The organism is Pseudoduganella sp. R-32, from assembly GCF_049913245.1.
In the GTDB taxonomy this organism is placed as follows: Bacteria; Pseudomonadota; Gammaproteobacteria; order Burkholderiales; family Burkholderiaceae_D; genus Rugamonas.
The window spans coordinates 1,645,067-1,665,746 of the sequence record NZ_CP183987.1 but is presented as its reverse complement, the minus strand read 5'-3'; the positions used below and the strand labels follow the sequence as shown (position 1 = coordinate 1,665,746).

At 62.3% G+C, this 20,680-nt stretch carries 17 protein-coding genes and 1 other RNA gene; 6 read left to right on the top strand and 12 right to left on the bottom strand.

Features of this window, described 5'->3' with window-relative positions; translation table 11 throughout:
• Nucleotides 1–2 precede the first annotated feature (2 nt).
• The 10 genes from ACN9MU_RS07855 to rnpB all read right to left on the bottom strand — a co-directional run bounded on the left by ACN9MU_RS07855 (nt 3) and on the right by rnpB (nt 11,875).
• Complete coding sequence (locus ACN9MU_RS07855) at nt 3–1,457, bottom strand: UDP-N-acetylmuramoyl-tripeptide--D-alanyl-D-alanine ligase (protein WP_426169310.1); 1,455 nt, start codon at nt 1,455–1,457, stop codon at nt 3–5.
• The gene (locus ACN9MU_RS07850) at nt 1,457–3,013 is read right to left on the bottom strand and encodes a UDP-N-acetylmuramoyl-L-alanyl-D-glutamate--2,6-diaminopimelate ligase (protein WP_426169307.1); all 1,557 of its coding nucleotides are present in this window, start codon (nt 3,011–3,013) and stop codon (nt 1,457–1,459) included. Before ACN9MU_RS07850 ends, ACN9MU_RS07855 begins: the two co-directional genes overlap by 1 nt.
• The gene (locus tag ACN9MU_RS07845; RefSeq protein WP_426172138.1) at nt 3,014–4,801 is read right to left on the bottom strand and encodes a peptidoglycan D,D-transpeptidase FtsI family protein; all 1,788 of its coding nucleotides are present in this window, start codon (nt 4,799–4,801) and stop codon (nt 3,014–3,016) included.
• Nucleotides 4,801–5,073: a cell division protein FtsL gene (gene ftsL / locus ACN9MU_RS07840; protein ID WP_130315381.1), complete on the bottom strand. Its 273-nt coding sequence runs from the start codon at nt 5,071–5,073 to the stop codon at nt 4,801–4,803. The genes ACN9MU_RS07845 and ftsL overlap by 1 nt, the downstream gene beginning before the upstream one ends.
• Nucleotides 5,070–6,035 (bottom strand): 16S rRNA (cytosine(1402)-N(4))-methyltransferase RsmH, encoded by a 966-nt coding sequence (gene rsmH, locus ACN9MU_RS07835; RefSeq protein ID WP_426169305.1) that lies wholly within the window; start codon nt 6,033–6,035, stop codon nt 5,070–5,072. Before rsmH ends, ftsL begins: the two co-directional genes overlap by 4 nt.
• Before the next feature lie 13 nt (nt 6,036–6,048).
• A complete protein-coding gene (gene mraZ, locus ACN9MU_RS07830; RefSeq protein WP_057261932.1) occupies nt 6,049–6,477 on the bottom strand; it encodes a division/cell wall cluster transcriptional repressor MraZ in 429 nt (142 codons plus the stop codon).
• 478 nt (nt 6,478–6,955) lie between these two features.
• Nucleotides 6,956–9,178 (bottom strand): collagenase, encoded by a 2,223-nt coding sequence (locus ACN9MU_RS07825; protein WP_426344394.1) that lies wholly within the window; start codon nt 9,176–9,178, stop codon nt 6,956–6,958.
• A gap of 98 nt (nt 9,179–9,276) precedes the next feature.
• The gene (locus ACN9MU_RS07820) at nt 9,277–10,050 is read right to left on the bottom strand and encodes a PAS domain-containing protein (RefSeq protein WP_426169299.1); all 774 of its coding nucleotides are present in this window, start codon (nt 10,048–10,050) and stop codon (nt 9,277–9,279) included.
• Nucleotides 10,047–11,531 (bottom strand): glycerol kinase GlpK, encoded by a 1,485-nt coding sequence (gene glpK / locus ACN9MU_RS07815; protein ID WP_426344393.1) that lies wholly within the window; start codon nt 11,529–11,531, stop codon nt 10,047–10,049. The genes ACN9MU_RS07820 and glpK overlap by 4 nt, the downstream gene beginning before the upstream one ends.
• 12 nt (nt 11,532–11,543) lie before the next feature.
• An RNA gene (gene rnpB / locus ACN9MU_RS07810) (RNase P RNA component class A) lies at nt 11,544–11,875 on the bottom strand.
• Nucleotides 11,876–12,061: 186 nt separating this feature from the next.
• Between rnpB and ACN9MU_RS07805 the strand changes: the two genes are divergently transcribed.
• Nucleotides 12,062–13,759, top strand: coding sequence for a thiamine pyrophosphate-binding protein (locus tag ACN9MU_RS07805; protein ID WP_426344392.1), 1,698 nt, complete (start codon nt 12,062–12,064; stop codon nt 13,757–13,759).
• Here ACN9MU_RS07805 and ACN9MU_RS07800 read toward each other — a convergent pair whose 3' ends face one another.
• Entirely contained in the window at nt 13,760–14,239 is a 480-nt protein-coding gene (locus ACN9MU_RS07800) for a hypothetical protein (protein WP_426344391.1), read from the bottom strand.
• 62 nt (nt 14,240–14,301) lie between these two features.
• The gene (locus ACN9MU_RS07795) at nt 14,302–15,375 is read right to left on the bottom strand and encodes a porin (RefSeq protein WP_426344390.1); all 1,074 of its coding nucleotides are present in this window, start codon (nt 15,373–15,375) and stop codon (nt 14,302–14,304) included.
• A 356-nt stretch (nt 15,376–15,731) separates the two neighbouring features.
• Here ACN9MU_RS07795 and ACN9MU_RS07790 point away from each other — a divergent pair, with 356 nt between their 5' ends.
• From ACN9MU_RS07790 to rpoH, 5 genes are all read left to right on the top strand, one after another.
• Nucleotides 15,732–16,682 carry a MerR family transcriptional regulator gene (locus ACN9MU_RS07790; RefSeq protein ID WP_426344389.1) on the top strand — a complete coding sequence of 317 codons (951 nt, stop codon included), beginning with the start codon at nt 15,732–15,734 and terminating at the stop codon, nt 16,680–16,682.
• 50 nt (nt 16,683–16,732) lie between these two features.
• Nucleotides 16,733–17,785, top strand: coding sequence for a signal recognition particle-docking protein FtsY (gene ftsY, locus ACN9MU_RS07785; RefSeq protein WP_426344388.1), 1,053 nt, complete (start codon nt 16,733–16,735; stop codon nt 17,783–17,785).
• A gap of 9 nt (nt 17,786–17,794) precedes the next feature.
• Nucleotides 17,795–18,454, top strand: a complete 660-nt coding sequence (locus ACN9MU_RS07780; RefSeq protein ID WP_426169278.1) for a cell division ATP-binding protein FtsE — start codon at nt 17,795–17,797, stop codon at nt 18,452–18,454.
• Nucleotides 18,451–19,365 (top strand): permease-like cell division protein FtsX, encoded by a 915-nt coding sequence (gene ftsX / locus ACN9MU_RS07775; RefSeq protein ID WP_426169275.1) that lies wholly within the window; start codon nt 18,451–18,453, stop codon nt 19,363–19,365. Before ACN9MU_RS07780 ends, ftsX begins: the two co-directional genes overlap by 4 nt.
• 245 nt (nt 19,366–19,610) lie before the next feature.
• Nucleotides 19,611–20,501 (top strand): RNA polymerase sigma factor RpoH, encoded by an 891-nt coding sequence (gene rpoH, locus ACN9MU_RS07770; RefSeq protein ID WP_426321509.1) that lies wholly within the window; start codon nt 19,611–19,613, stop codon nt 20,499–20,501.
• Nucleotides 20,502–20,680 lie beyond the last annotated feature (179 nt).

Genomic DNA, 20,680 nt, shown 5'->3' with positions numbered 1-20,680 from the left:
GATTAGTGTGTTTCCTTTGTAGCGTGTTGCGATCCAATCAAATGCTGCACGACCCGTTCCATCTTCATGAAGCGGGAGCCCTTGATCAATACGGTTGTATCCGGCGTTACTGCAGCACTTACGGCCTGCAGCAGCGCGTCGAATTCTTTATAGTGCTTTGCGTGCGGCGCCATATGCGCCGCCAGTTCGCCTGTCGCCAGCACGTGCTCAATGCCTTTGCTGGCGGCATAGGCTGCCACCTCTTCGTGGAATTCCTTGCCCTGCGTGCCGACTTCCCCCATATCGCCGAGCACCAGCACGCGTGGCGCTTTTGCCTTGGCCAGCACGTCGATGGCGGCGCGCACGGAGTCCGGGTTGGCGTTATACGTGTCGTCGATCAGCAGTGCACCGTTGGCGGCCTGCTTTTTCTGCAGGCGTCCGTTCACTGGCGCGAAAGCTTCCAGCCCAGTGCGAATGGTGGAAGTGTCGATGCCGGCGGCATAGGTGCAGGCAATCGCGGCCAGCGCGTTGCGCACGTTGTGCTCGCCAGCGGCCTGCAGCGACACGCTGAAGTGGCGCGGCACGGCATCCGGCGCAGCGAAGGATGCGGCGGCGCCATGGCCGGCAGGCTGCTCGGTTGCCGCAGGGCGCAGCGTCACTTCCAGCTCGGCGCCGAAGTCGTTGGCGGTGAAGGTGCAGCTCACGTTGGCAGCGGCGTCGAGGCCGAAGGTCAGCACGCGGCGGCCGGCGGACAACTCATGCCAGACCGGTGTGAACTCGTCGCCATGCGGGAACACGGCCACGCCGTCGCCCGGCAATGCCGCCAGCACGCTGCCATTCTCGCGCGCCACCGCTTCGACCGTGTGCATGAATTCCTGGTGCTCGCGCTGGGCGTTGTTCACCATGCCGATCGTCGGTGCGGCAATCGCGCTGAGGCGGCCAATCTCGCCCGGATGGTTCATGCCCAGTTCCACCACGGCGGAACGGTGCGAAGCATTGAGGCGGAACAGCGTCAACGGCACGCCGATTTCGTTATTCAGGTTGCCGCGCGTCGCCAGCCGGCCCTCTTCGCCATGGGCGGCGGCCAGGATCGAGGCGATCATCTCCTTGACGGTGGTCTTGCCGTTCGAACCGGTCACGCATACCAGTGGCAGCGCAAACTGTCTGCGCCAGTAGTTGGCGATCTGGCCCAGCGCCACCAGGGTGTCCGGCACCACGATGGCAGGCAGGGTCCACCCCTCCGGCAGCTTTTCCACGACGACGGCGACCACGCCCTTGTCGACCACCTGCTGCAGGAAGTCGTGGGCGTCGAATACCTCGCCGCGCAGCGCAACAAACAACTGGCCAGCGCCGACCGTGCGGGTGTCGGTCGACACGCCGTCGAAGTCGAGCGCCAGTGCAGCCTCGCTGGACAGGACGCCATGGTGCAGGTGCGCGCCGGTCAATGCCGGCAGGATGTGGGCGAGCGTGCTGCGCATCAGTGCGGCCTCATCATGGTCAGGCGTGCAGACAAGGCAAGCTGCGCGTGCTCGGCATCCGAGAACGGCATCTTGCGGCCCTTGATTTCCTGGTAGGGCTCATGGCCCTTCCCTGCCAGCAGGATCACATCCGCCTTGCCGGCGTTGCGCACAGCGGACAGGATTGCCGCGGCGCGATCTTCCACTGCCATGAACTCGGAATTCGGATGGTTGGCGTCCATGCCCGCCACGATCTGGCGAATGATGTCGGCCGGATCTTCACTGCGCGGGTTGTCGCTGGTGACGAGTACATGCTCGGCCATCTGCGAAATCCTGCCCATTTGCGGGCGCTTTCCAGGATCGCGGTCGCCGCCGCAACCGAACACGCACCACAGGTGGCCGCCACGGTCGGACGCCACGGAGCGCAGGGCTTCCAGCGTTTTTTCCAGCGCATCCGGCGTATGGGCGTAGTCGATCACGACCATCGGCGCCTCCTGGCCGCCAATCTGCTGCATGCGGCCCGGGGCCGGCTGCAGCGATTCGATGCCGTCAATGGCGGTACGGAAGGCAATGCCTTTCGCCAGCAGCGCGGCCAGCACGGCCAGTGCATTGCTCACGTTGAACGGCCCAACCAGCTGGGTGCGCACATGGGCGTGGCCGAAGGTGGAATCGAGGTTGAATTCGGTACCCAGGTTGCGGCTGCGCAGCGAGCTGGCTCGCAGCATCGAAATACCCGGCACGTTCGGCTGGGCCTTGATGTCTTTCAGCGTGTAGCCAATGATGGCCGGCTTGCGTGCCGCCTTGGACGCCTTGATGTGCGCGACCAGGCGATGGCCCATCGGGTCGTCCAGGTTCACCACGGCGTGCTTCAGGCCGGGCCAGTCGAACAAAATCGTCTTGGCTGCTTCGTAGTTGGCTTCGTCGCCGTGGTAGTCCAGGTGGTCGCGCGTCAGGTTGGTGAAGATCGCGACGTCGAAGTGCATGCCTTCGGTGCGGCCCTGGTGCAGGCCGATGGATGAAGCTTCGATGGCGAGCGCATTGGCGCCGTCGGCGTGCACGTCCTTCAGCTTGCGTGCCAGAAGTACCGCATCCGGCGTGGTGTAGCCGGTTTCGTCGAATTCCACTTCGCCGCGGGCGCGGAACATGCCGACGCCCAGCGTGCCGATCACGGCGGTCGTTTCGCCGACCTTCGCCAGCGCCTGTCCGGTCCACACCGCGCAGGAGGTCTTGCCATTGGTGCCGGTAACGGCCACAGTGAACATGCTCGCATCGGGCTGGCCGTACCAGGCGTGCGCGATCGGGCCGGCCTGTTTTTTCAGGCCCGGCACAGCGAGGTGCGGCACCTCATGTGGTAAATCCGGCGCGGCATCCCAGGCGTAATCGGTGTCGTCGTACACCACGGCAGCGGCGCCGTTGGCGATGGCTGCGGAAATGAAAGTGCGGCCATCCTTGGCGTCGCCCGGATAGGCAAAGAACACGTCGCCGGGCTTGATGCGGCGCGAGTCGGATGCCAGTTGTGCGTCTGGTGCAGCTTCGCGCATCCAGCTGATAATTTCTTGATGGTTCATCGTCGTCATTTACATGGCCTCCGGTCCGGTATCCGCCGGCACCACGATTTCGGTGACGTTGGAGTCAGGAGGCACATTGGAGGCGCGCAATGCGTTGATTGCGACAGCCGCGAAAGTTGGTGCTGCGACCGAGCCGCCAAAGTGGCCGTTCTGGGTCGGTTCGTCGATCATGACTGCAATGATGAAGCGCGGCGCCGACATCGGCACCATGCCGACGAAGGAACCGATGTACTTGCGCGGCATCGCATAGCGGCCGTTCTCCACCTTGTAGGCGGTGCCGGTCTTGCCACCCACGCGGTAGCCCGGAATCTGCGCCTTCTTGGCAGTACCGTCCTTGCCCGACACCACGGACTCCAGCATCTCGCGCATCTGCGCGGCAGTCTGGGGCTTGATGATCTGCTGGCCCAGCGGCTCTTTATCGACCTTCTCAAACGACAAAGGAATGGTGTCACCATTCCGTGCAAACATCATGTAAGACCGCGCCAGCTGTATCAGCGACACCGAGATACCGTTACCGTAACTCATGGTCGCCTGCTCAATCGGCCGCCAGGATTTATAGGGCCGCACCCTTCCCGCCACAGCCCCGGGGAATCCCCACTTGGGCTGCTGGCCGAAGCCGACCTTGGTGAACATCTCCCACATATCCTGGGCCGGCATGCTCAGCGCGATCTTCGACGTGCCGATATTCGAGGACATTTCGATGATCTGCCCCACATTGATCACGCCGTGCGCCTTGGTATCGGAAATCGTTCGGTCGGCGATGGTCAGCTTGCCGCCGCCGGTATCGATGAAGGTGCCCGGCTTGACGCGCCCACTGTCCAGGGCAAGCGCCACCGTGATCGGCTTCAGCGTGGAACCTGGCTCGAAGGTGTCGGTCATCACTCGGTTGCGCAGCTGCGCGCCTGTGAGTTTGCGGCGGTCGTTCGGGTCGTAACTCGGGAAGTTGGCCAGCGCCAGCACTTCGCCGGTATGCACGTCCAGCACCACGGCGCCGCCAGCCTTGGCGCCGAAGTGCTCCACGGCCGCCTTCAACTGGGTGTAGGCGATGTACTGGATCTTGCTGTCCACCGACAGCACCACGTCCTTGCCGTTATGCGGCTCGACCTTGCCGCCGATATCTTCCACGATGTGGCCGCGGCCATCCTTGATGACGCGGCGCGAGCCGGGCTTGCCGACCAGGTTGGCCTGCTGCGCCAGCTCCATCGATTCCTGCCCCTTGTCGTCGACGTTGGTGAAGCCGACCAGGTGGGTCATCACCTCGCCTTGCGGGTAGAAGCGCTTGTATTCAGGGCGGATATCCATGCCGTCCAGGTCGAGCGCCTTGATCTTGTCGGCGGTTTCCACCTCGACCTGGCGCTTCAGGTAGACCAGGTTGCGGTCGGAATCGAGCTTCTTGCGCAGTTCGGCTTCGCTCATTTCCAGCAGGCCGGCCAGGGCGCGGATTTTTTCTTTTGGCGCGGCCAGCAGTTCTTCCGGCGCGGCCCAGATGGCGCGCACGGGAATGGACGAAGCCAGCACCTGGCCGTTGCGGTCGGTGATCTTGCCGCGCACGGCCGGCAATTCCTGCGTGCGCTGGTAGCGGTTGGCGCCTTCCTTCTGCAGGAACTGCTGCTGGCTGGAAGTACCCTGCAGCCAGACCGCCCGCGCTGCCAGCGCGCCGAAGGCGATGAACATCCCGAACAGCACGACGCGCGAGCGCCAGCTTGGCAGGCGCACCGCCAATACAGGGCTCTTCGAGAAGGCCACGCCCTGCGAGCGTGCCACGCGTGCCGATCCGGTTCCACCGCTGGAGCGCATCATTTTTCGCCCTCCGTCAGGTATTGGGTGCGGTTCGGCGTGAGCTGGGTCATGTTCAGTTCGCGGCGTGCGATTTCCTCGATACGGGCGTGCTTGCCCAGCGTCGACTGGTCGAGCTGGAGCTGGGCCCACTCGGTATCGAGCTGGCGCGCCTGCGCTTCGGCGCGCTCCTTGTCCACGAACAGGTGGCGCGCCTGGTATTGCGCGTTAACGGCCGAAAGGCCGCATGCGACCAGCAATGCCGTCAACACGATATTGACCTTGTTGCTCAAGGTACGCCCCCGGTGGAAGGCAGGCGCATGGCAACCCGCATCACGGCCGAACGGGCGCGCGGGTTTTCATCCACCTCTTTGTCGGAGGGCTTGATACGGGCCAGCAGTTTCAGCTCCGGCTGCGGCAGGTCGGCCGCCTTGATCGGCAGGCGCCGGTCCGGCTGCTCCACCTTGGCCTTGGAGGCGAGGAACTGCTTGACCATGCGGTCTTCCAGCGAATGGAAGCTGATGATGGCCAGGATGCCGCCCGGCTTCAGGGCGTCGAAGGCCTGGCTCAGGGCCGATTCGAGGTCCTCAAGCTCTTTATTGACGAAAATCCGGATAGCCTGAAAGGTGCGGGTGGCCGGATCTTTGCCCTTCTCGCGAGTCTTGACCGCGCCTGCCACGATACCGGCAAGCTGTCGTGTGCTTGAAATTGGCTCGACTGCCCGGCGAGCAACAATCGCCTTTGCAATCTGAAAAGCAAACCGTTCTTCCCCATAATCCCTTATCACCTTTTCCAGTGTTTTTTCTGATTCCGTGGCCAGCCACTCGGCAGCGGAGATACCGCGCGTGGTATCCATGCGCATGTCGAGCGGGCCATCGTTGCGGAAGCTGAAGCCGCGCGCAGCATCGTCCACTTGTGGTGACGAGATGCCGAGGTCCAGCAAAATGCCGTCGACGGCGGGAATGCCGCGTTCGGCCAGCGCATCCGCCATGGTGGCGAAGCTGTCATGCACGATGGTGAAACGCTTGTCGCCGATGGTTTCGGCGTTGGCGATAGCTTGCAGGTCTTTGTCGAAGGCGATCAGGCGGGCTTCCGGTCCCAGTCGGGACAGGATCAGGCGGCTATGGCCGCCGCGGCCGAAGGTGCCATCTATATAGATGCCGTTGGCGCGCGCGCCCTCCAGGTCGAGCGCATCCACCGCTTCATCTAACAGCACCGTACGATGCTGGAATTCTGGCACCGAGGTCGTCGTCATATTGAACCAGGCCTCAGAAGGAGAAATCGGACAGGGTATCGGGCATGCCCACCTCGATGGTGGCTTGCTCGTTTTCGGCGCGCTTGACCGGATCCCAGATCTCGAAGTGGGTCAGCATGCCGGACAGCACGACTTCGCGGCCAAGGCCGACAGCGTCGCGCAGTTCAGGGGCAACGAGGATGCGGCCGGCCGAATCCATCTCGACGTCGGCGGCATTGCCCAGCAGGATGCGCTGCCAGCCGCGGGCCGACATCGGCCACGAGGCGATCTGGTCGCGCTTGGCTTCCCAGACGTGGCGCGGGTACATCAACAGGCAACCGTCCGGGTGTTTGGTAAGCGTGAGGCGTCCTTCACACTGGATCATCAGTGCGTCACGATGCTTGGCCGGGATGGACATCCTGCCTTTCGCATCTAATGTGATCGCGGACGCGCCTTGGAACACGACTTAACCTTATCTAAAAAATCCCACAAAACTACACTTTTTCACACTATCGCCCACTTTAGAGGATGCTCACAAGGCGGTCAAGCGATTTTCCCAAGCGAAAACAGCGATTTGTCCAATGAAATTAAGGACTTAGCGGCATTCCTTGAGAAATAGCCGAAGTAAAAACCATTGAGAAATTAGGGACTTATGAAAGATACTGAAAGTGCTACTTCACGTGCAGGGCTGGCCAAACGCTGTAAAAATGACTAAAAATAAATTTGCAAATCAGCGATTGGTTGCCTGAAGACAACGACACTTTATCAATTTAACAACAAGTGCCGTAGACCCGATAACCGGGGGAATGACTGCCTGCCGCGCTTTGCGCGCGATTTCTACCCTCAAAAGAACAATGCCGCCCAGCGTGGACTGGGCGGCAACTTGTATAGACAAATGGCGTGGTCGCCGCTTGCCTACATTATACGGCTTGCGATGCTTCTCACTCGTAAGTGACGCCTACCGTGACGCCGCTGAACGGCTGCTTCGCTTCCAGCGTGATGTAATACCACTGGTTGGCGACCGGGCTTGGGATGCTGATATTTTCCGCATTGCCCGAGTTGGTCGAGGCGACATCATAGGACGCGGTGGTCGGGTAGCGGTTCAGGGCCACGTACATGTCCATATTGCCACTGCCGCCCGCGCTCATGATCTTCAGGTTTTTCGCCCCGGCCGGCACGATCAGGTGCAGGTAGGTGCGCGAACTGGAAGACAGGTTGCGGATGGCGCAGTTCTTGCCAAGGTAAGTTGGCGAAGCCTGGCCGCTGCAGGTCGGCAGGTTGGATACGCTGTCAGGCAGCGGTGGTTCGCCGGCCGTGGTGGCCGCGTCGGCCCAGGCGGTGAACTCGCTGTCGTAGCGGGTGCCGATGTCGCGCATGAAGTCGTTGTAGCGCGCGTAGTCGCCGACACGGAACTTGGCCAGCACCTGGTCCACGTCGGAACGGTGACGCTCGACCATGAAGCGCGCCGCCATATAGCCCCAGCGGTAGGCGCGGTCCTGGTAGTCGGACATCGAGTAGGTATTGCCGAAGATGTCGCTCAGGCGGTACTTGCGGCTGCGCGCCATGTCGATGGCCGGCTGGTTGTTATTCTTCAGCGACAGGTATTCCGCGATACCTTCGATCCACCACACGGTCGGCACGGAAGTGCCTTGGCCGAAGTCGCCGTACATGTCGAAGCGGCCGTCGATGTAGTGAACAAACTCGTGCTCCAGGTTCCACACCTTGAAGGTCGGGCGCAGCCACGAAGCCTCGTGGGCAATGAAGCGCGCCTGGTTGCCGGCCACGGAAGGATCGCCTTCCAGGTACATGCCGCCGTTGTTGGTGTCGATACCGTAGATCACGCCGGCGTACTTGCTGTAGTTGGCGTAGTCGTCGAACACCACCAGTTCCAGCGCGGTGTTGTTGTCGTGCGCCACCGGGGTGCGGTTGGTCTGCAGCATGGTGTGGGCATATCCCTCTTCCGTCGCCAGTGCGGAGCAGATTTCCTGCACCTGCGCCTGGGTCACGTCCTGTGCGCGCAGGCGCAGGGTCGGGCTGCAGTTGTAGCTGGTCTTCAGCACGGCATTGGCCAGCTGGGCTTCGTAATTGCACACGCCGTACTGCGCGCAATTGCTGTAGTCGTAGTACTTGACCGCTTGCGCCGCCGCCAGCCACATGCCGCTGTCGGCGCCCAGCATGGTGCTGGTGTTCAGCGTGTTCTGTACCATCGGTTTCACTTGCGGCTTCAGGCCGGCGTACTGCATGAAGCGGAAAGTCTCGTTCGAGGCATCGGTCAGCTGGTAGCCGGCATTGGAGTTCAGCAGCGCCGACTTGTTGTTGGTGATGAAGGCGTACAGCGTGTTGGCGTAGGAGATGTCGTTCGACAGCGTGGTGCCGACATCCGGCGATGTATGGCCGCGGAACAGCACGGTCAGCGCGCCGGTCATGCCGCCGCCGGCGCTGTCCTGCTTCAGCGCTTCCGCCGCAGTCGGCCTGGCCGAGGTATTGGTGAAGCGCGCCACGGTCGCTTTCGCGTCCGGCAGGAACTGCACCTCGTCGTGCATATTGGTGACCAGCTTCCATGTTTCGCCAGCGGTGGTCGGCGCCACGGTGTTGTTGGCGTACAGGCCGTTGCCCTGCACCAGGCCATGGATGGCCATGCGCAGCGGGGCACGCACCGATTCGGTCAGCGCAGGAATGGTGCCGCCGCTGGCCTGGTAATAGCCGGCGCGCAGGTAAAGCACCAGGTTCACCAGCTTCATGTTGGTGCCGTTGTAGCTGGCCGCTTCGCTGGCCAGGCGGCTGGCGACGGCGCTCACGTTGGCGCTGGAATAGATGCTGGCGGCCAGCGCCGGCGCGGCGGAGAACAAGGGATAGGTGCACTCGTAGTCTGGCAGCGTGGCCACGTATTCGGCCAGCGCGGCGCCGCTGTAGCTGGCCAGGGTGTTCATGTCCTTGCACTGCGGCGTTGCGGACATGAGCGTCATGCTGGTCTTCAGGTTGCGCGGCATCAGGTCGTTGCGCGGCTTGCGCGTCGGCGCTAGGTCGTATTTGCTTTGCTCCACCGTCGGCGGCAGGGTTTGCCGCTGGTGCGGTGCGGGCGGCTGGTGCAGCTTGTCGCCGCTGTCCGCGTGGGCTTGCGCGGCGAGCAGCAGGGCTGCTGCGCCGATTGCTTTCAACATCATGATCTCCACCTCTTCTTTATAGTAATGGGAGCGCCCATGCTATCGAGGAGAGGCGGCGCGGCTTCAATCGTGCGCGCCGTTATGGTGATTTCGCTGCGTCAGGCAACGTGAACTGCACAGGCGATGGGCGAAAAAGCCACAGGCGGACGCGCGCCGGAGCCGGTTCGGAACTGGCTTGGCGTATAACCCGTCATCGCCTTGAACTGGCGGCTGAAGGCGCTGTGGTCGGTATAGCCGCATTCGCGCGCGATCTCGGCGATGCTGCGGCCAGGGTAGGCTTCAATCAGCGCCAGCGCGCCTTCCAGCCGCGATTGCAGCAGCAGCTGGCGCGGGCTGTAATGGAAGACCTTCTGGAACAGGCGCTCCACGCGCGCCAGCGACAGGCCTTCCTCGCGCGCCAGGTCGGCCAGGTTCAGCTGCATGTGGAAGTTCTCGCGGATGCGCTGCGCAATGCGCGCCACCTGGCGGTACACCGGGTGCTGTTCATCGACCAGGCCGAGGTCGTGCGAGGTGCCGACCAGGCCGACGATATCGCCCTGCTCGTTGCGCAGCGGGGCTTTATGGGTCAGGCACCAGCCGCGGCGGCGGTTCGGGTACAGGTGCAGCTCCAGGTGCTTTTCGATGGTGGCGCCCATGTCGATCACCTGCCGGTCCTGCGCCTCATAGGCGGCGGCGAGCGGGCGCGGATGCACGTCCATCACCGTCTTGCCGAGGATGTCGGACTTGTTGCGCAGCCCGCAGCGGCGCGCCAGCGTGTTGTTGACGGCCACATAGCGGCCATCGCGATCCTTCACGAAGAAGGCTACTTCAGTCATCGCGTCGAACAGTTTCTCGATCGCGTCCAGCTCCACGTTCCACGGACGGTCCATCATAAAGGTGTCTCCCAAGCTTTGGCGCGCTCTGTGGCGCGATTCCATTTTGCCAGCAACTCGGCCCGCTGGTCATCCCCCATGTTTGGCGTGAAGCGGCGCTCGCAGGCCCATTGCGTGGCGATTTCTTCCTGCGACTCCCAGAAGCCGACAGCCAGGCCGGCCAGGTAGGCCGCGCCCAACGCTGTCGTTTCGGTGACTTTCGGGCGCAGCACGGGCACGCCCAGCAAGTCGGACTGGAACTGCATCAGCATGTCATTGCGGGCGGCGCCGCCGTCGGCGCGCACTTCCGTCACTGGCATGGAAGCATCCTTCTGCATGGCGGCCAGCAGCTCGGCGCTCTGGTAGGCGATCGATTCCACGGCGGCGCGCGCGATATGGGCCTTGTTGCTGCCTCGCGTCAGGCCGACGATGGTGCCGCGCGCATAAGGGTCCCAGTGCGGCGCGCCAAGGCCGACGAAGGCCGGCACCAGGAACACGCCGCCGCTGTCAGGCACGCTGTTGGCCAGCGCCTCCACGTCGCTCGATTGCTGGATGATGCCCAGCCCATCGCGCAGCCATTGCACGGTGGCGCCGCCCATGAACACCGAGCCTTCCAGCATGTAGTCGGTGGCGCCGTCGACGCGCCAGCCCACGGTAGACAGCAGGCGGTTGTGCGAGGTGCGCGGATGGCGGCCTGCGTGCATCAGCATGAAGCATCCGGTGCCGTAGGTATTCTTCACCATGCCCGGCTTGTGGCAGGCCTGGCCGAACGTGGCGGCCTGCTGGTCGCCGGCGATGCCAGCCACCGGAATCGCATGGCCGAACAGCGCGTCGCGCGTGGCGCCCACTTCCTCGCTGGAGGAGACCACCTGCGGCAGCATTTCTTCGGGGATGTCGAACAGGTGCAGCAGGTCCGAGTCCCAGCGCATCAGGTGGATGTTGAACAGCATGGTGCGCGAGGCATTCGATACGTCGGTGACGTGCACGCCGCACAGCTTCCAGGCCAGCCAGGAGTCGATGGTGCCGAAGCACAGCGCGCCCTTGCGCGCACGTTCGCGCGCGCCCGGCACGTGGTCCAGGATCCATTTGACCTTGGTGGCGGAGAAGTAGGCGTCCAGCTCAAGGCCGGTCGCGTCACAGATCATCTTCGCCTTGCCCGCGGCGCGCAGCTCTTCGCAGTAATCGGCAGTGCGGCGGTCCTGCCACACGATGGCCGGCGCAATCGGCTCGCCGGTCTTGCGGTCCCACACCACGGTGGTTTCACGCTGGTTGGTGATGCCGATGGCACGCACCTTTTTGATATCGAAGTCCTGCAGGACCTTGCGGGCCACGGTGATCTGGCTGTTCCAGATCTCGTTGGCGTCGTGTTCAACCCAGCCGGGCTGGGGGAAGTGCTGGGGGAATTCCTGCGCCGCGCATCCTGCGATTTTGCCCTCGTGGTTGAACAGGATGGCGCGCGAACTGGTTGTGCCCTGGTCCAGGGCGAGGATGTATTGAGTCATCTCTCAAGAATTAGTTGAAGCAAGCCGATAGGCCGGATTTTGTTACGGCACCCGAAGGTGCTATGACAGCCATTCCTCTAGGCGACGGATTACTCCGCCGCTCAAGCTTTCTACCCGCACGCTCCGCGAGCAACATCATCGCGTGCCTATTTGAAATTGCACCAGGTGGAGGTTACCGCGTTTCACCGTAACTTAATACGCTCGTCTCTGTGGCCCTATTCCTCGCCTTATACCATTGCTGGCTTTCAGCGGACGGCCGTTAACCGTCACCCCGCTCTATGGAGTCCGGACCTTCCTCCCGCCCATGTCTTGCAACATGAGCCAGCGGCTGTCTGGCTTGCTTCGGGCGATATTCTACATCATCGGCGGCGGCGTATAAAAAAGGGGACGTACCCCTTTTCCGGAAAAAAGGGGTACGTCCCCTTTTTTTAATACTGCCTTCGTCCATATAAATTGGTGTCGCAAAACCGAAAGCCATTTCCCCAGCGCAGGCATAGAATGCCAAATCCATGTATAAGAAGGCAAGTACCATGACGCAAACTCCTCGTTCCGGCGGCCAGATCCTGGTCGATGCGCTGAAAGTCCACGGCACCGATACCGCCTTCGGCGTGCCAGGCGAAAGCTACCTGGACGTGCTGGACGCCCTGCACGAATCCGGCATCCGCTTCATCATCAACCGCCAGGAAGGCGGCGCTGCCTTCATGGCCGACGCCTACGGCAAGATGACCGGCAAGCCAGGCATCTGCTTCGTGACCCGCGGCCCGGGCGCCACCAATGCCTCGATCGGCGTGCATACAGCCTTCCAGGATTCGACCCCGATGATCCTGTTCATCGGCCAGGTCGGCAGCGATTTCATGGACCGCGAAGCCTTCCAGGAAGTCGATTACCGCCGCATGTTCGGCCAGATGGCGAAATGGGTAGCCCAGATCGACCGCGCCGACCGCATCCCCGAATACATTGCACGCGCCTTCCAGGTCGCCACCAGCGGCCGTCCAGGCCCCGTGGTGCTGGCCCTGCCGGAAGACATGCTGACCGCCAAAGCCACCGTGGCCGACACCCGCGCCTACGTGCCGACCCAGGGCGCGCCTTCCGCACCGCAGGTGGCGCAACTGCGCCAGATGCTGTCCGAAGCCAAGTGCCCGATGCTGCTGCTGGGCGGCGGCGGCTGGAATGAACAAGCCACGGCCGACATCCGCAAGTTCGCCGAAGCGAACCACCTGCCGGTCGGCTGCGCCTTCCGTTTCCAGGACCTGCTGGACAACACCCACCCGAACTACATCGGCGACGTCGGCATCGGCATCAATCCGAAGCTGGCTGCACGCGTGAAAGAAGCCGACGTGCTGATCGCCATCGGCCCGCGCCTCGGTGAAATGACCACCAGCGGCTACTCCATCATCGCCTCGCCGGTGCCGCAACAGCGCCTGGTGCACATCCACGCCAGTCCCGAAGAACTGGGCAGCGTCTACCAGGGCGAGTTGATGATCGCTTCCGGCATGCCGCAGGCTGCGGCCATGCTGGCGGCAATGGAGCCGGTCGATGCGAGCGCATGGCGCGACAGCGTCGAACAGGCGCGCGCCGAGTATAACGCCTGGCAGCAGCAGCCCTCGATCTTCAAGGACAACAACGCCCCGCTGAACCTGTGGCAAGTGGTGCAGGAACTGAAGGCCCAGTGCCCGGCCGACACCATCATCACCAATGGCGCCGGCAACTACGCCACGTGGGCGCACCGCTACTGGCCGTATGGCCAGATGCGCACCCAGCTCGCGCCCACCAGCGGCGCCATGGGTTACTCCGTGCCGTCCGGCGTGGCTGCAAAGATCATCGATCCATCGCGCACCGTGGTGACGTTTGCAGGCGACGGCGAATACCTGATGAACGGCCAGGAGCTGGCCACCGCCGTGCAGTACAAGGCGGGCTTGATCATCATCGTCTTCAACAACCAGATGTTCGGCACCATCCGCATGCACCAGGAGCGCGAATATCCTGGCCGCGTCTCCGGCACCACGCTGCACAACCCGGACTTCGCCGCAGTGGCGCGCGCCTTCGGCGGCCATGGCGAAACCGTTGCGGCCACCGAAGACTTCGCCCCGGCCTTGCAACGCGCCCTCGCCTTCACCCGCGAGCAAAGCCTGCCGGCCATCATCGAGCTGCGCTACGACGGCAACCTGATCACTCCAGGCGCCACCCTCGACACCATCCGCAAGCAGGCTGTCGCCGCCGGCAAATAATCAATCCGCACCCCGCCGCTTCGGCGCGGGGCAGGCTTTGCAGGCTTTCGCAGTGCGGCTGAAGTCGCGCACTTTCGTCAGCACCATCGCTTGCGACTGGTCGTCGCAATAGCCGCCATCCAGCGTCAGGGTTTCGCCGTTGGGCGAGAACTTGCCGCTGATGGTGCGCTCCTCTTCCCCTTCCTGCACGGTGAAGTACATCATCTTGCCGCGCGGGTCGACATTCACGTCGGTCGCCACCAGGGGCCAGCTCAAGCCCCCTGCCGTGTACTCGTAGATCACCGTATCGACTTCGGCAAAACGCTGCAGTGTGATGCGCTGGCCGCCATATTCGCCGCTGCCTTCATGCACGCACAAGTCGGAATAGACCACCATGCCGTAGCGCGGCAGGCCGCCAGCCTTGTTGGCCGCCAGCGCAGCCGGCAAGACAGTCACTGAAGCGAGCAGCAGCGCGCTGCCGATACGATGGGAAGTTTTCATGTCAGCATTGTAAAAAAAAACGGCTGCGCGAGGCAGCCGTTTTTGACCAGGAACAGGCTGGATTAGAAGGTGTGACGGATGCCTACGTTGTAAGCGGAGTCACCGGAGCCGGATTCAGCGTTGTTACCAACGGTGAAGGAAGCGCCGTTCTTGTTCTTGATCTTGCCGTACGACATGTAGGTGGTGGTGCGTGGGGACAGCTTGTGCAGGTAGCCGATTGCGTACTGGTTAGCATCGCGGTTGGCAACTTCACGGTCATCCGCGCGGGCCACGGAAGCCACCAGGGAGCCGGCTGCCGACACAGGAACGGTCGCGCCCAGCAGGTAGTTGCGGCTGTCGGTCGAAGGAGCCACTGCAGCTGCGGTGTAAGCAGTGCCGTTCGGGTATGCAACGCTGTTCAGGCCCTTGTTGGCGTTGAACATGGCGAAGGCTTTCACAACTTTGAAGTCGTAGTTCACGGCCAGCAGGGTGTTGTGGCCAATGTCACGACCGGTCACGACGTTGTTGGCAACGGTGTCGTTGTTGCGGTTGTTGTAAGCCAGGCGGCCTTCGAAGTCGCCGTTCTTGTAGCCGATCGACGCGCCCAGTTGACGGCCGGTCGAGGATTCCTTCTGTTCGCCGGCAGCGTAGAACACTTCAGCGGTGACGCCCATCATGTCTGGGGACTTGTAGTACACCGAGTTGCTGTTACGTACGTTGATGCCGTTTGCTGGGAAGATGTTCTTGGCCGAACCGGACAGGCCAGCCTGGAACGGATCGCCAACTTGTACGAAGGCGTTGTACCAAGGGGTGTACTGGCGGCCCAGAGTCAGGGTACCAGCCGATTTCGACACCAGGCCTACGTATGCCTGACGCTGGAATACGGAACCGGACACGTCGGATTCACCGGTGTCGCCTTTGATGCCGCCTTCCAGCAGGAACACTGCGGACAGGCCGCCACCCAGGTCTTCGGTGCCTTTGAAGCCGATGCGCGATGCATTGGCGACGCCGGAGGACACTTTGGTCACGTTACCGTTCTTGCCACCGTGTTCGGACACGATGCCGGCATCCATGATACCGAAGATGGTTACGTTCGACTGGGCGTAGGCGCTGCCCGATACTGCGAGGATTGCGAGGGAAATCAGGGTCTTCTTCATGATGTGCTTCTTCCTTTTCTTTGTTATCAATCACCAGGGCTCTTCGGCGCTGATCGCCCGCCATTTTATATGATCTCAATATTTCCTGCTATTCACGTAGTAATACGTATTGCAAGATGGCGCCTTTTGCCACAGCAACCGAACAAAATTTATGCAAGCTTCAACATTTTTGTTCAGGACATATTTCACAATTCCGATGCTTTTCGAGGCTAAACTGAGAGCATCATGGTTGTGTCATGGACAAGCGGTTTGAACCCCAGTTTCATAGTGAAACTAGCCTGCACCGCATGCAACTTTGTGCCAGACTTCGGCGTTAGAATGCAGGTCGCGTATCAATCTGGGGGCGCTGTCGGCGAATGAAAACGAGTGCGGTTTCTGTAACAATTCCATCCACGATCAGTGACGTGGAACGGGACACCGGTCTGGCAAAGGAAACTTTGCGCGTCTGGGAACGCCGTTACGATTTCCCCCGCCCTGAACGCGATACATTCGGGGAGCGAGTCTATCCAAGTGAACAGGTAATTAAATTGAGATTGATCAAGAGATTGATTGATCTCGGCTATCGTCCGGGCAAGGTCATCGGCTATTCGGCCGATGAGTTGCAGGCCCTGGCACAAAAGAGCGCTTCCAGCCTGCGCGATGAGACCAGCTTGCCTCATCCCGAGCTGCAATCCTACCTGGAGCTCTGCAAAACCCATCAAATGGAAGCATTCCGCCGCAAACTGACGCAGGCGATGCTCGTCATGGGCTTGAAGAATTTTGTCGTCAACCTGGTCGCGCCGCTGTCCACTTTGGTGGGCGAAGCCTGGGCTTGCGGGCAGTTTGCAGTATTTGAAGAGCATTTATATGCAGAATCGGTGCAGATCGTGCTGCGCAGCGCCGTCTTCTCGGTGCCGCAAGTTAACCACAGCAGCGGAGCGCCGCGCCCGCGCGTCCTGCTGACCACCCTGCCCCAGGAGCGCCACGGCCTGGGCTTGCTGATGGCCGAGGCCATGTTCGCCGCCGAGGGAGCGCATTGCATTCCGCTAGGCGTTCAGACCCCGCTGCCGGACATCGTTGAAGGCGCGCGCGCCATGCAAGCCGACATCGTGGCCCTGTCCTTTTCCGCCACCATGAACCCGCGCCACGTCAACGACAGCCTGCGCGAATTGCGGGCCCGCCTGCCGGAACAGGCGGAGATCTGGGCCGGCGGCACCAACCCGGCCTTGCGCAAACGCCCGCCAAGCCATGTGACGGTATGTGAACTGGGCGATATCGGCCCGGCGGTCGCGGAATGGCGGCAGCGCCAACGGCAGGCCCTCAGCTAGCCTCTGGTAGAATACGCGGTTCGATTGAAGGACCCTCTGCCAACCTGTCCATGTTCAGTTTTTTCAAGAAGAAACCGGTCGCGCCGGAAGCCGCGCCCGCCGCGCCGGCCGCAACGCCTGCGGCCCCTGCTCCTGCCGCGCCAGCCAGCGCCGAGACTGCTGCGCCGCTGGCGTTCGAAGTCGACACTGCCGCCAAGCCGGAGCCCAGGCAAGGCTGGATGAGCCGCCTGAAGGCTGGCTTGTCGAAGACCTCCGCCAACCTGTCCATCCTGTTCGTCGGCGCCAAGATCGACGAAGACCTGTATGACGAGCTGGAAGCGGCGCTGCTGATGTCCGATGCCGGCGTCGAAGCCACCCAATACCTGCTTGACGCGCTCAAGCGCAAAGTCAAGGAAGAGAAGCTGCTGGACGCCGCCCAGGTCAAGGAGGCGCTCAAGCAGCTGATGACCAGCCTGCTCCAGCCGCTGCAAAAGCCATTCGAACTGGGCCGCCACCAGCCGCTGGTGATGATGATTTCCGGCGTCAACGGCGCCGGCAAGACCACCACCATCGGCAAGCTGGCCAAGCATATGCAAGCCCACGGCCAATCGGTACTGTTGGCTGCCGGCGACACTTTCCGTGCCGCAGCGCGCGAACAGCTGATGGTGTGGGGCCAACGCAACAATGTGACCGTGATTTCCCAGGAATCGGGCGACCCGGCGGCCGTGTCCTTCGACGCGGTGCAGTCCGGCAAGGCGCGCGGCACCAACGTCGTGATGATCGACACGGCCGGCCGCCTGCCGACCCAGCTCCACCTGATGGAAGAGCTGAAGAAGGTCAAGCGAGTGATCGGCAAAGGCATGGAAGGGGCGCCGCACGAAACCCTGCTGGTCATCGACGGCAATACCGGCCAGAATGCCCTGGCCCAGGTGAAGGCTTTCGACGATGCGCTGCAATTGTCGGGCTTGATCATTACCAAGCTCGACGGCACTGCGAAAGGCGGCATCCTGGCCGCCATCGCCCGCGTACGCCCGGTTCCGGTGTACTTCATCGGCATCGGCGAAAAGATTGAAGACCTGCAGCCGTTCAATGCGGCTGAATTTGTTGAAGCACTGCTCGCATAAGCGGCCTACATGATCGAATTCCAGCACGTCAGCAAACAGTATTCTCCCGACGGTGTCGCGCTGCGCGACATTTCCTTCACCATTGCCAAGGGCGAGCTGGTCTACCTTGCCGGCCCTTCCGGCGCCGGCAAGTCGACCCTGCTGAAGATGATTGCCGCCATGGAGCGCCCGACCTCGGGCAAGGTGCTGGTGAACGGCCAGGACATCGGCGCCCTGAAGCGCGCCGGCATTCCCTTCCTGCGCCGCAACCTGGGCCTGATCTTCCAGGAGCAACGCCTGCTGAACGACCGTTCGGTGCTGGCCAATGTCATGATGCCGCTGCTGGTGACCGGTTCGCCGCGCGCCGCCGCCGAGCAGCGTGCCCGGGCCGCCCTCGACAAGGTAGGCTTGCTGGACCGCGCCGACGGCCAGCCGCTGGCCCTGTCCGGCGGCGAGCAGCAGCGCGTGTCGATCGCACGCGCCATCGTCAACCGCCCGCAAATCATCCTGGCCGACGAGCCGACCGCCAACCTGGACCGCGCCAGCGCCAACCGGGTGATCGATGCGCTGCATGCCTTCCACTCGGTCGGCGTGACTTGCCTGATTTCCTCGCACGATGAACAGATCCTGGACGCCGCGGCACGCGTGATCCATCTCGAACGTGGCGAACTGATGAGGGAAGCCGCATGAGCACCTGGCTGCGCCACCACCTGTTCGCCCTCGGCTCTGCACTGGTGCACGTGCGCCGGGCGCCAGGTTCTTTCCTGTTCAATATCCTGGTGGTCGCGATTGCGCTGGCCCTGCCCTTCATGGGCGTGACCTTGCTCGACAATGTACGGCCGATGTCGGAGCAGATGGCGGTCGAGCCTGAACTCAGCGTCTTCATCAAGGCCGACACGCCGCGCGAACAGGCCACCGGGCTGGCCTCCTCGCTGCGCAACATTGCACCGACGGCCAAGATCATCTTCACTTCGCGCGAAAAAGCGCTGGAACAGCTCAATGCCAAGAGCGGCTTGTCCGACGTGGTCGCCACCCTGGGCGAGAATCCGCTGCCGGACAGCTACGTGGTGAAGCTGAACGCCTTCCAGGACGCGGCCGAAGGCAGCAAGATCGACAGCATCGCCGACCAGATGCGCGCCCTGCCGGGCGTGGAATCGGTGCAAGTCGATTCGGCCTGGGTAAAACGGCTGGCTGCCCTGCTGGGCGTGCTGCGCCTGGCCCTGCTCCTGCTGGCCGCCACGCTGGCCACAGTGGTGGTGGCGGTAGTGTTCAATACCATACGCCTGCAAGTGATGACCCAGCGCGAAGAAATCCTGGTGTCCAAGCTGATCGGCGCCAGCGACAGTTTCATCCACCGCCCCTTCTATTACACCGGCGCCCTGCTCGGCCTGTGTGCCGGCGGCGTGGCCCTGGGCGGCGTGGCGCTGGCCCTGCAGCCCCTCAACCGGGCCATTGCAGAGTTTGCAAGACTGTATGCCTCCGAATTCCAGCTGGCTCCGCTCGATCCCCTGGGCACGGCCGGCCTGCTGGCCCTGTCCGCCGGCCTCGGCCTGATCGGCGCCCTGCTCTGCGTCCAGCGTCATCTTTCCAGGCTAAATTGAAAGTGCGTACCCGCACGGAGCCGCGCCCCTGCCCGCCTTATCCTGACTTTGATCCAACGCAAGGAATAGCGCTTTGCCGATAGTGTTTTTGCTATCAGAGCCATAAAATCCCAGCAATTGGCACTCACCAAGGGAGAGTGCTAATATATGTTCAGAACGGCATGATAGAGGTTAAGAATCATTTAAGTTCTGTCGTGCATGCTGGTAACTCTGAAAAGCATTCCCTTCAAGCGAGGATAGACAAGATGACCGCAACAAACGCACTGGTACCTGCCGGCAGCAACGCGCTGACCCTTGGCTTCAGCGGGAGCCTGGGCAACCTGGACGCTTATATCTCGGCTGTCAATCGCCTGCCCATGCTGACCCATGAGGAAGAAGTGGCGCTGGGCAAGAGCCTGAAGGAAAAGAACGATATCAAGGCCGCGGAAACGCTGGTGACTTCTCACCTGCGCCTGGTGGTGTCGATCGCGCGCGGCTACCTGGGCTATGGCCTGCCGCACGGCGACCTGATCCAGGAAGGCAATATCGGCCTGATGAAGGCAGTCAAGCGCTTCGACCCCGACCAGGGCGTGCGCCTGGTGTCCTATGCCATGCACTGGATCAAGGCTGAAATCCACGAATACATCTTGAAGAACTGGCGCCTGGTCAAAGTGGCCACCACCAAGGCCCAGCGCAAGCTGTTCTTCAACCTGCGCAGCCACAAGCAGGGGCTCGACGCCATGTCGCCGGCGCAAATCGACGAACTGGCCAAGACCCTGGACGTGAGGCGCGAGGACGTGATCGAGATGGAAACCCGCCTGAGCGGCCGTGACATCGCGCTGGAAGCGCCGTCCGACGACGAAGACGACAAGTTCTCGCCCATCGCCTACCTGTCCTCCGACAATATGGAGCCGACCAAGGTGCTGGAAGCGGAACAGGTGGTGCGCCTGCAGTCCGAAGGCCTGGAAACCGCCCTGTCCAAGCTCGACGCCCGTTCGCGCCGCATCGTCGAGGCACGCTGGCTGGCCAACGACGATGGTTCGGGCGCCACGCTGCATACGCTGGCGGAAGAGTTCGGCGTGTCGGCCGAGCGCATCCGCCAGATCGAAGCGGCTGCGCTGAAGAAAATGAAGGGTGCGCTGGCCGCCTACATGTAAGCCTGCACCCTCCGGCAAAAGCACCGATTCCGCAAGGGTCGGTGCTTTTTTACTTTTGGGCAAGCTTCTTAATGTCGGGAATTTTTACATTCCACATCGCAACTATCGCTAAGCCCTTGATATGGCTGAGTTTGAATTCCTGGCATAGCGATTGCTTAGTAACTCTCAAGCACACTCAC

Bases quoted from the DNA above. Each gene is read 5' to 3' on its own strand.
- ACN9MU_RS07825 (WP_426344394.1), bottom strand. From the start codon at position 9,178: ATGATGTTGAAAGCAATCGGCGCAGCAGCCCTGCTGCTCGCCGCGCAA.
- ACN9MU_RS07790 (WP_426344389.1), top strand. From the start codon at position 15,732: ATGAAAACGAGTGCGGTTTCTGTAACAATTCCATCCACGATCAGTGAC.
- ACN9MU_RS07850 (WP_426169307.1), bottom strand. From the start codon at position 3,013: ATGACGACGATGAACCATCAAGAAATTATCAGCTGGATGCGCGAAGCT.
- ftsY (WP_426344388.1), top strand. From the start codon at position 16,733: ATGTTCAGTTTTTTCAAGAAGAAACCGGTCGCGCCGGAAGCCGCGCCC.
- ACN9MU_RS07855 (WP_426169310.1), bottom strand. From the start codon at position 1,457: ATGCGCAGCACGCTCGCCCACATCCTGCCGGCATTGACCGGCGCGCAC.
- glpK (WP_426344393.1), bottom strand. From the start codon at position 11,531: ATGACTCAATACATCCTCGCCCTGGACCAGGGCACAACCAGTTCGCGC.
- ACN9MU_RS07780 (WP_426169278.1), top strand. From the start codon at position 17,795: ATGATCGAATTCCAGCACGTCAGCAAACAGTATTCTCCCGACGGTGTC.
- ACN9MU_RS07795 (WP_426344390.1), bottom strand. From the start codon at position 15,375: ATGAAGAAGACCCTGATTTCCCTCGCAATCCTCGCAGTATCGGGCAGC.
- ftsX (WP_426169275.1), top strand. From the start codon at position 18,451: ATGAGCACCTGGCTGCGCCACCACCTGTTCGCCCTCGGCTCTGCACTG.
- rsmH (WP_426169305.1), bottom strand. From the start codon at position 6,035: ATGACGACGACCTCGGTGCCAGAATTCCAGCATCGTACGGTGCTGTTA.
- rpoH (WP_426321509.1), top strand. From the start codon at position 19,611: ATGACCGCAACAAACGCACTGGTACCTGCCGGCAGCAACGCGCTGACC.
- ACN9MU_RS07805 (WP_426344392.1), top strand. From the start codon at position 12,062: ATGACGCAAACTCCTCGTTCCGGCGGCCAGATCCTGGTCGATGCGCTG.
- ACN9MU_RS07820 (WP_426169299.1), bottom strand. From the start codon at position 10,050: ATGATGGACCGTCCGTGGAACGTGGAGCTGGACGCGATCGAGAAACTG.
- ACN9MU_RS07800 (WP_426344391.1), bottom strand. From the start codon at position 14,239: ATGAAAACTTCCCATCGTATCGGCAGCGCGCTGCTGCTCGCTTCAGTG.
- ACN9MU_RS07845 (WP_426172138.1), bottom strand. From the start codon at position 4,801: ATGCGCTCCAGCGGTGGAACCGGATCGGCACGCGTGGCACGCTCGCAG.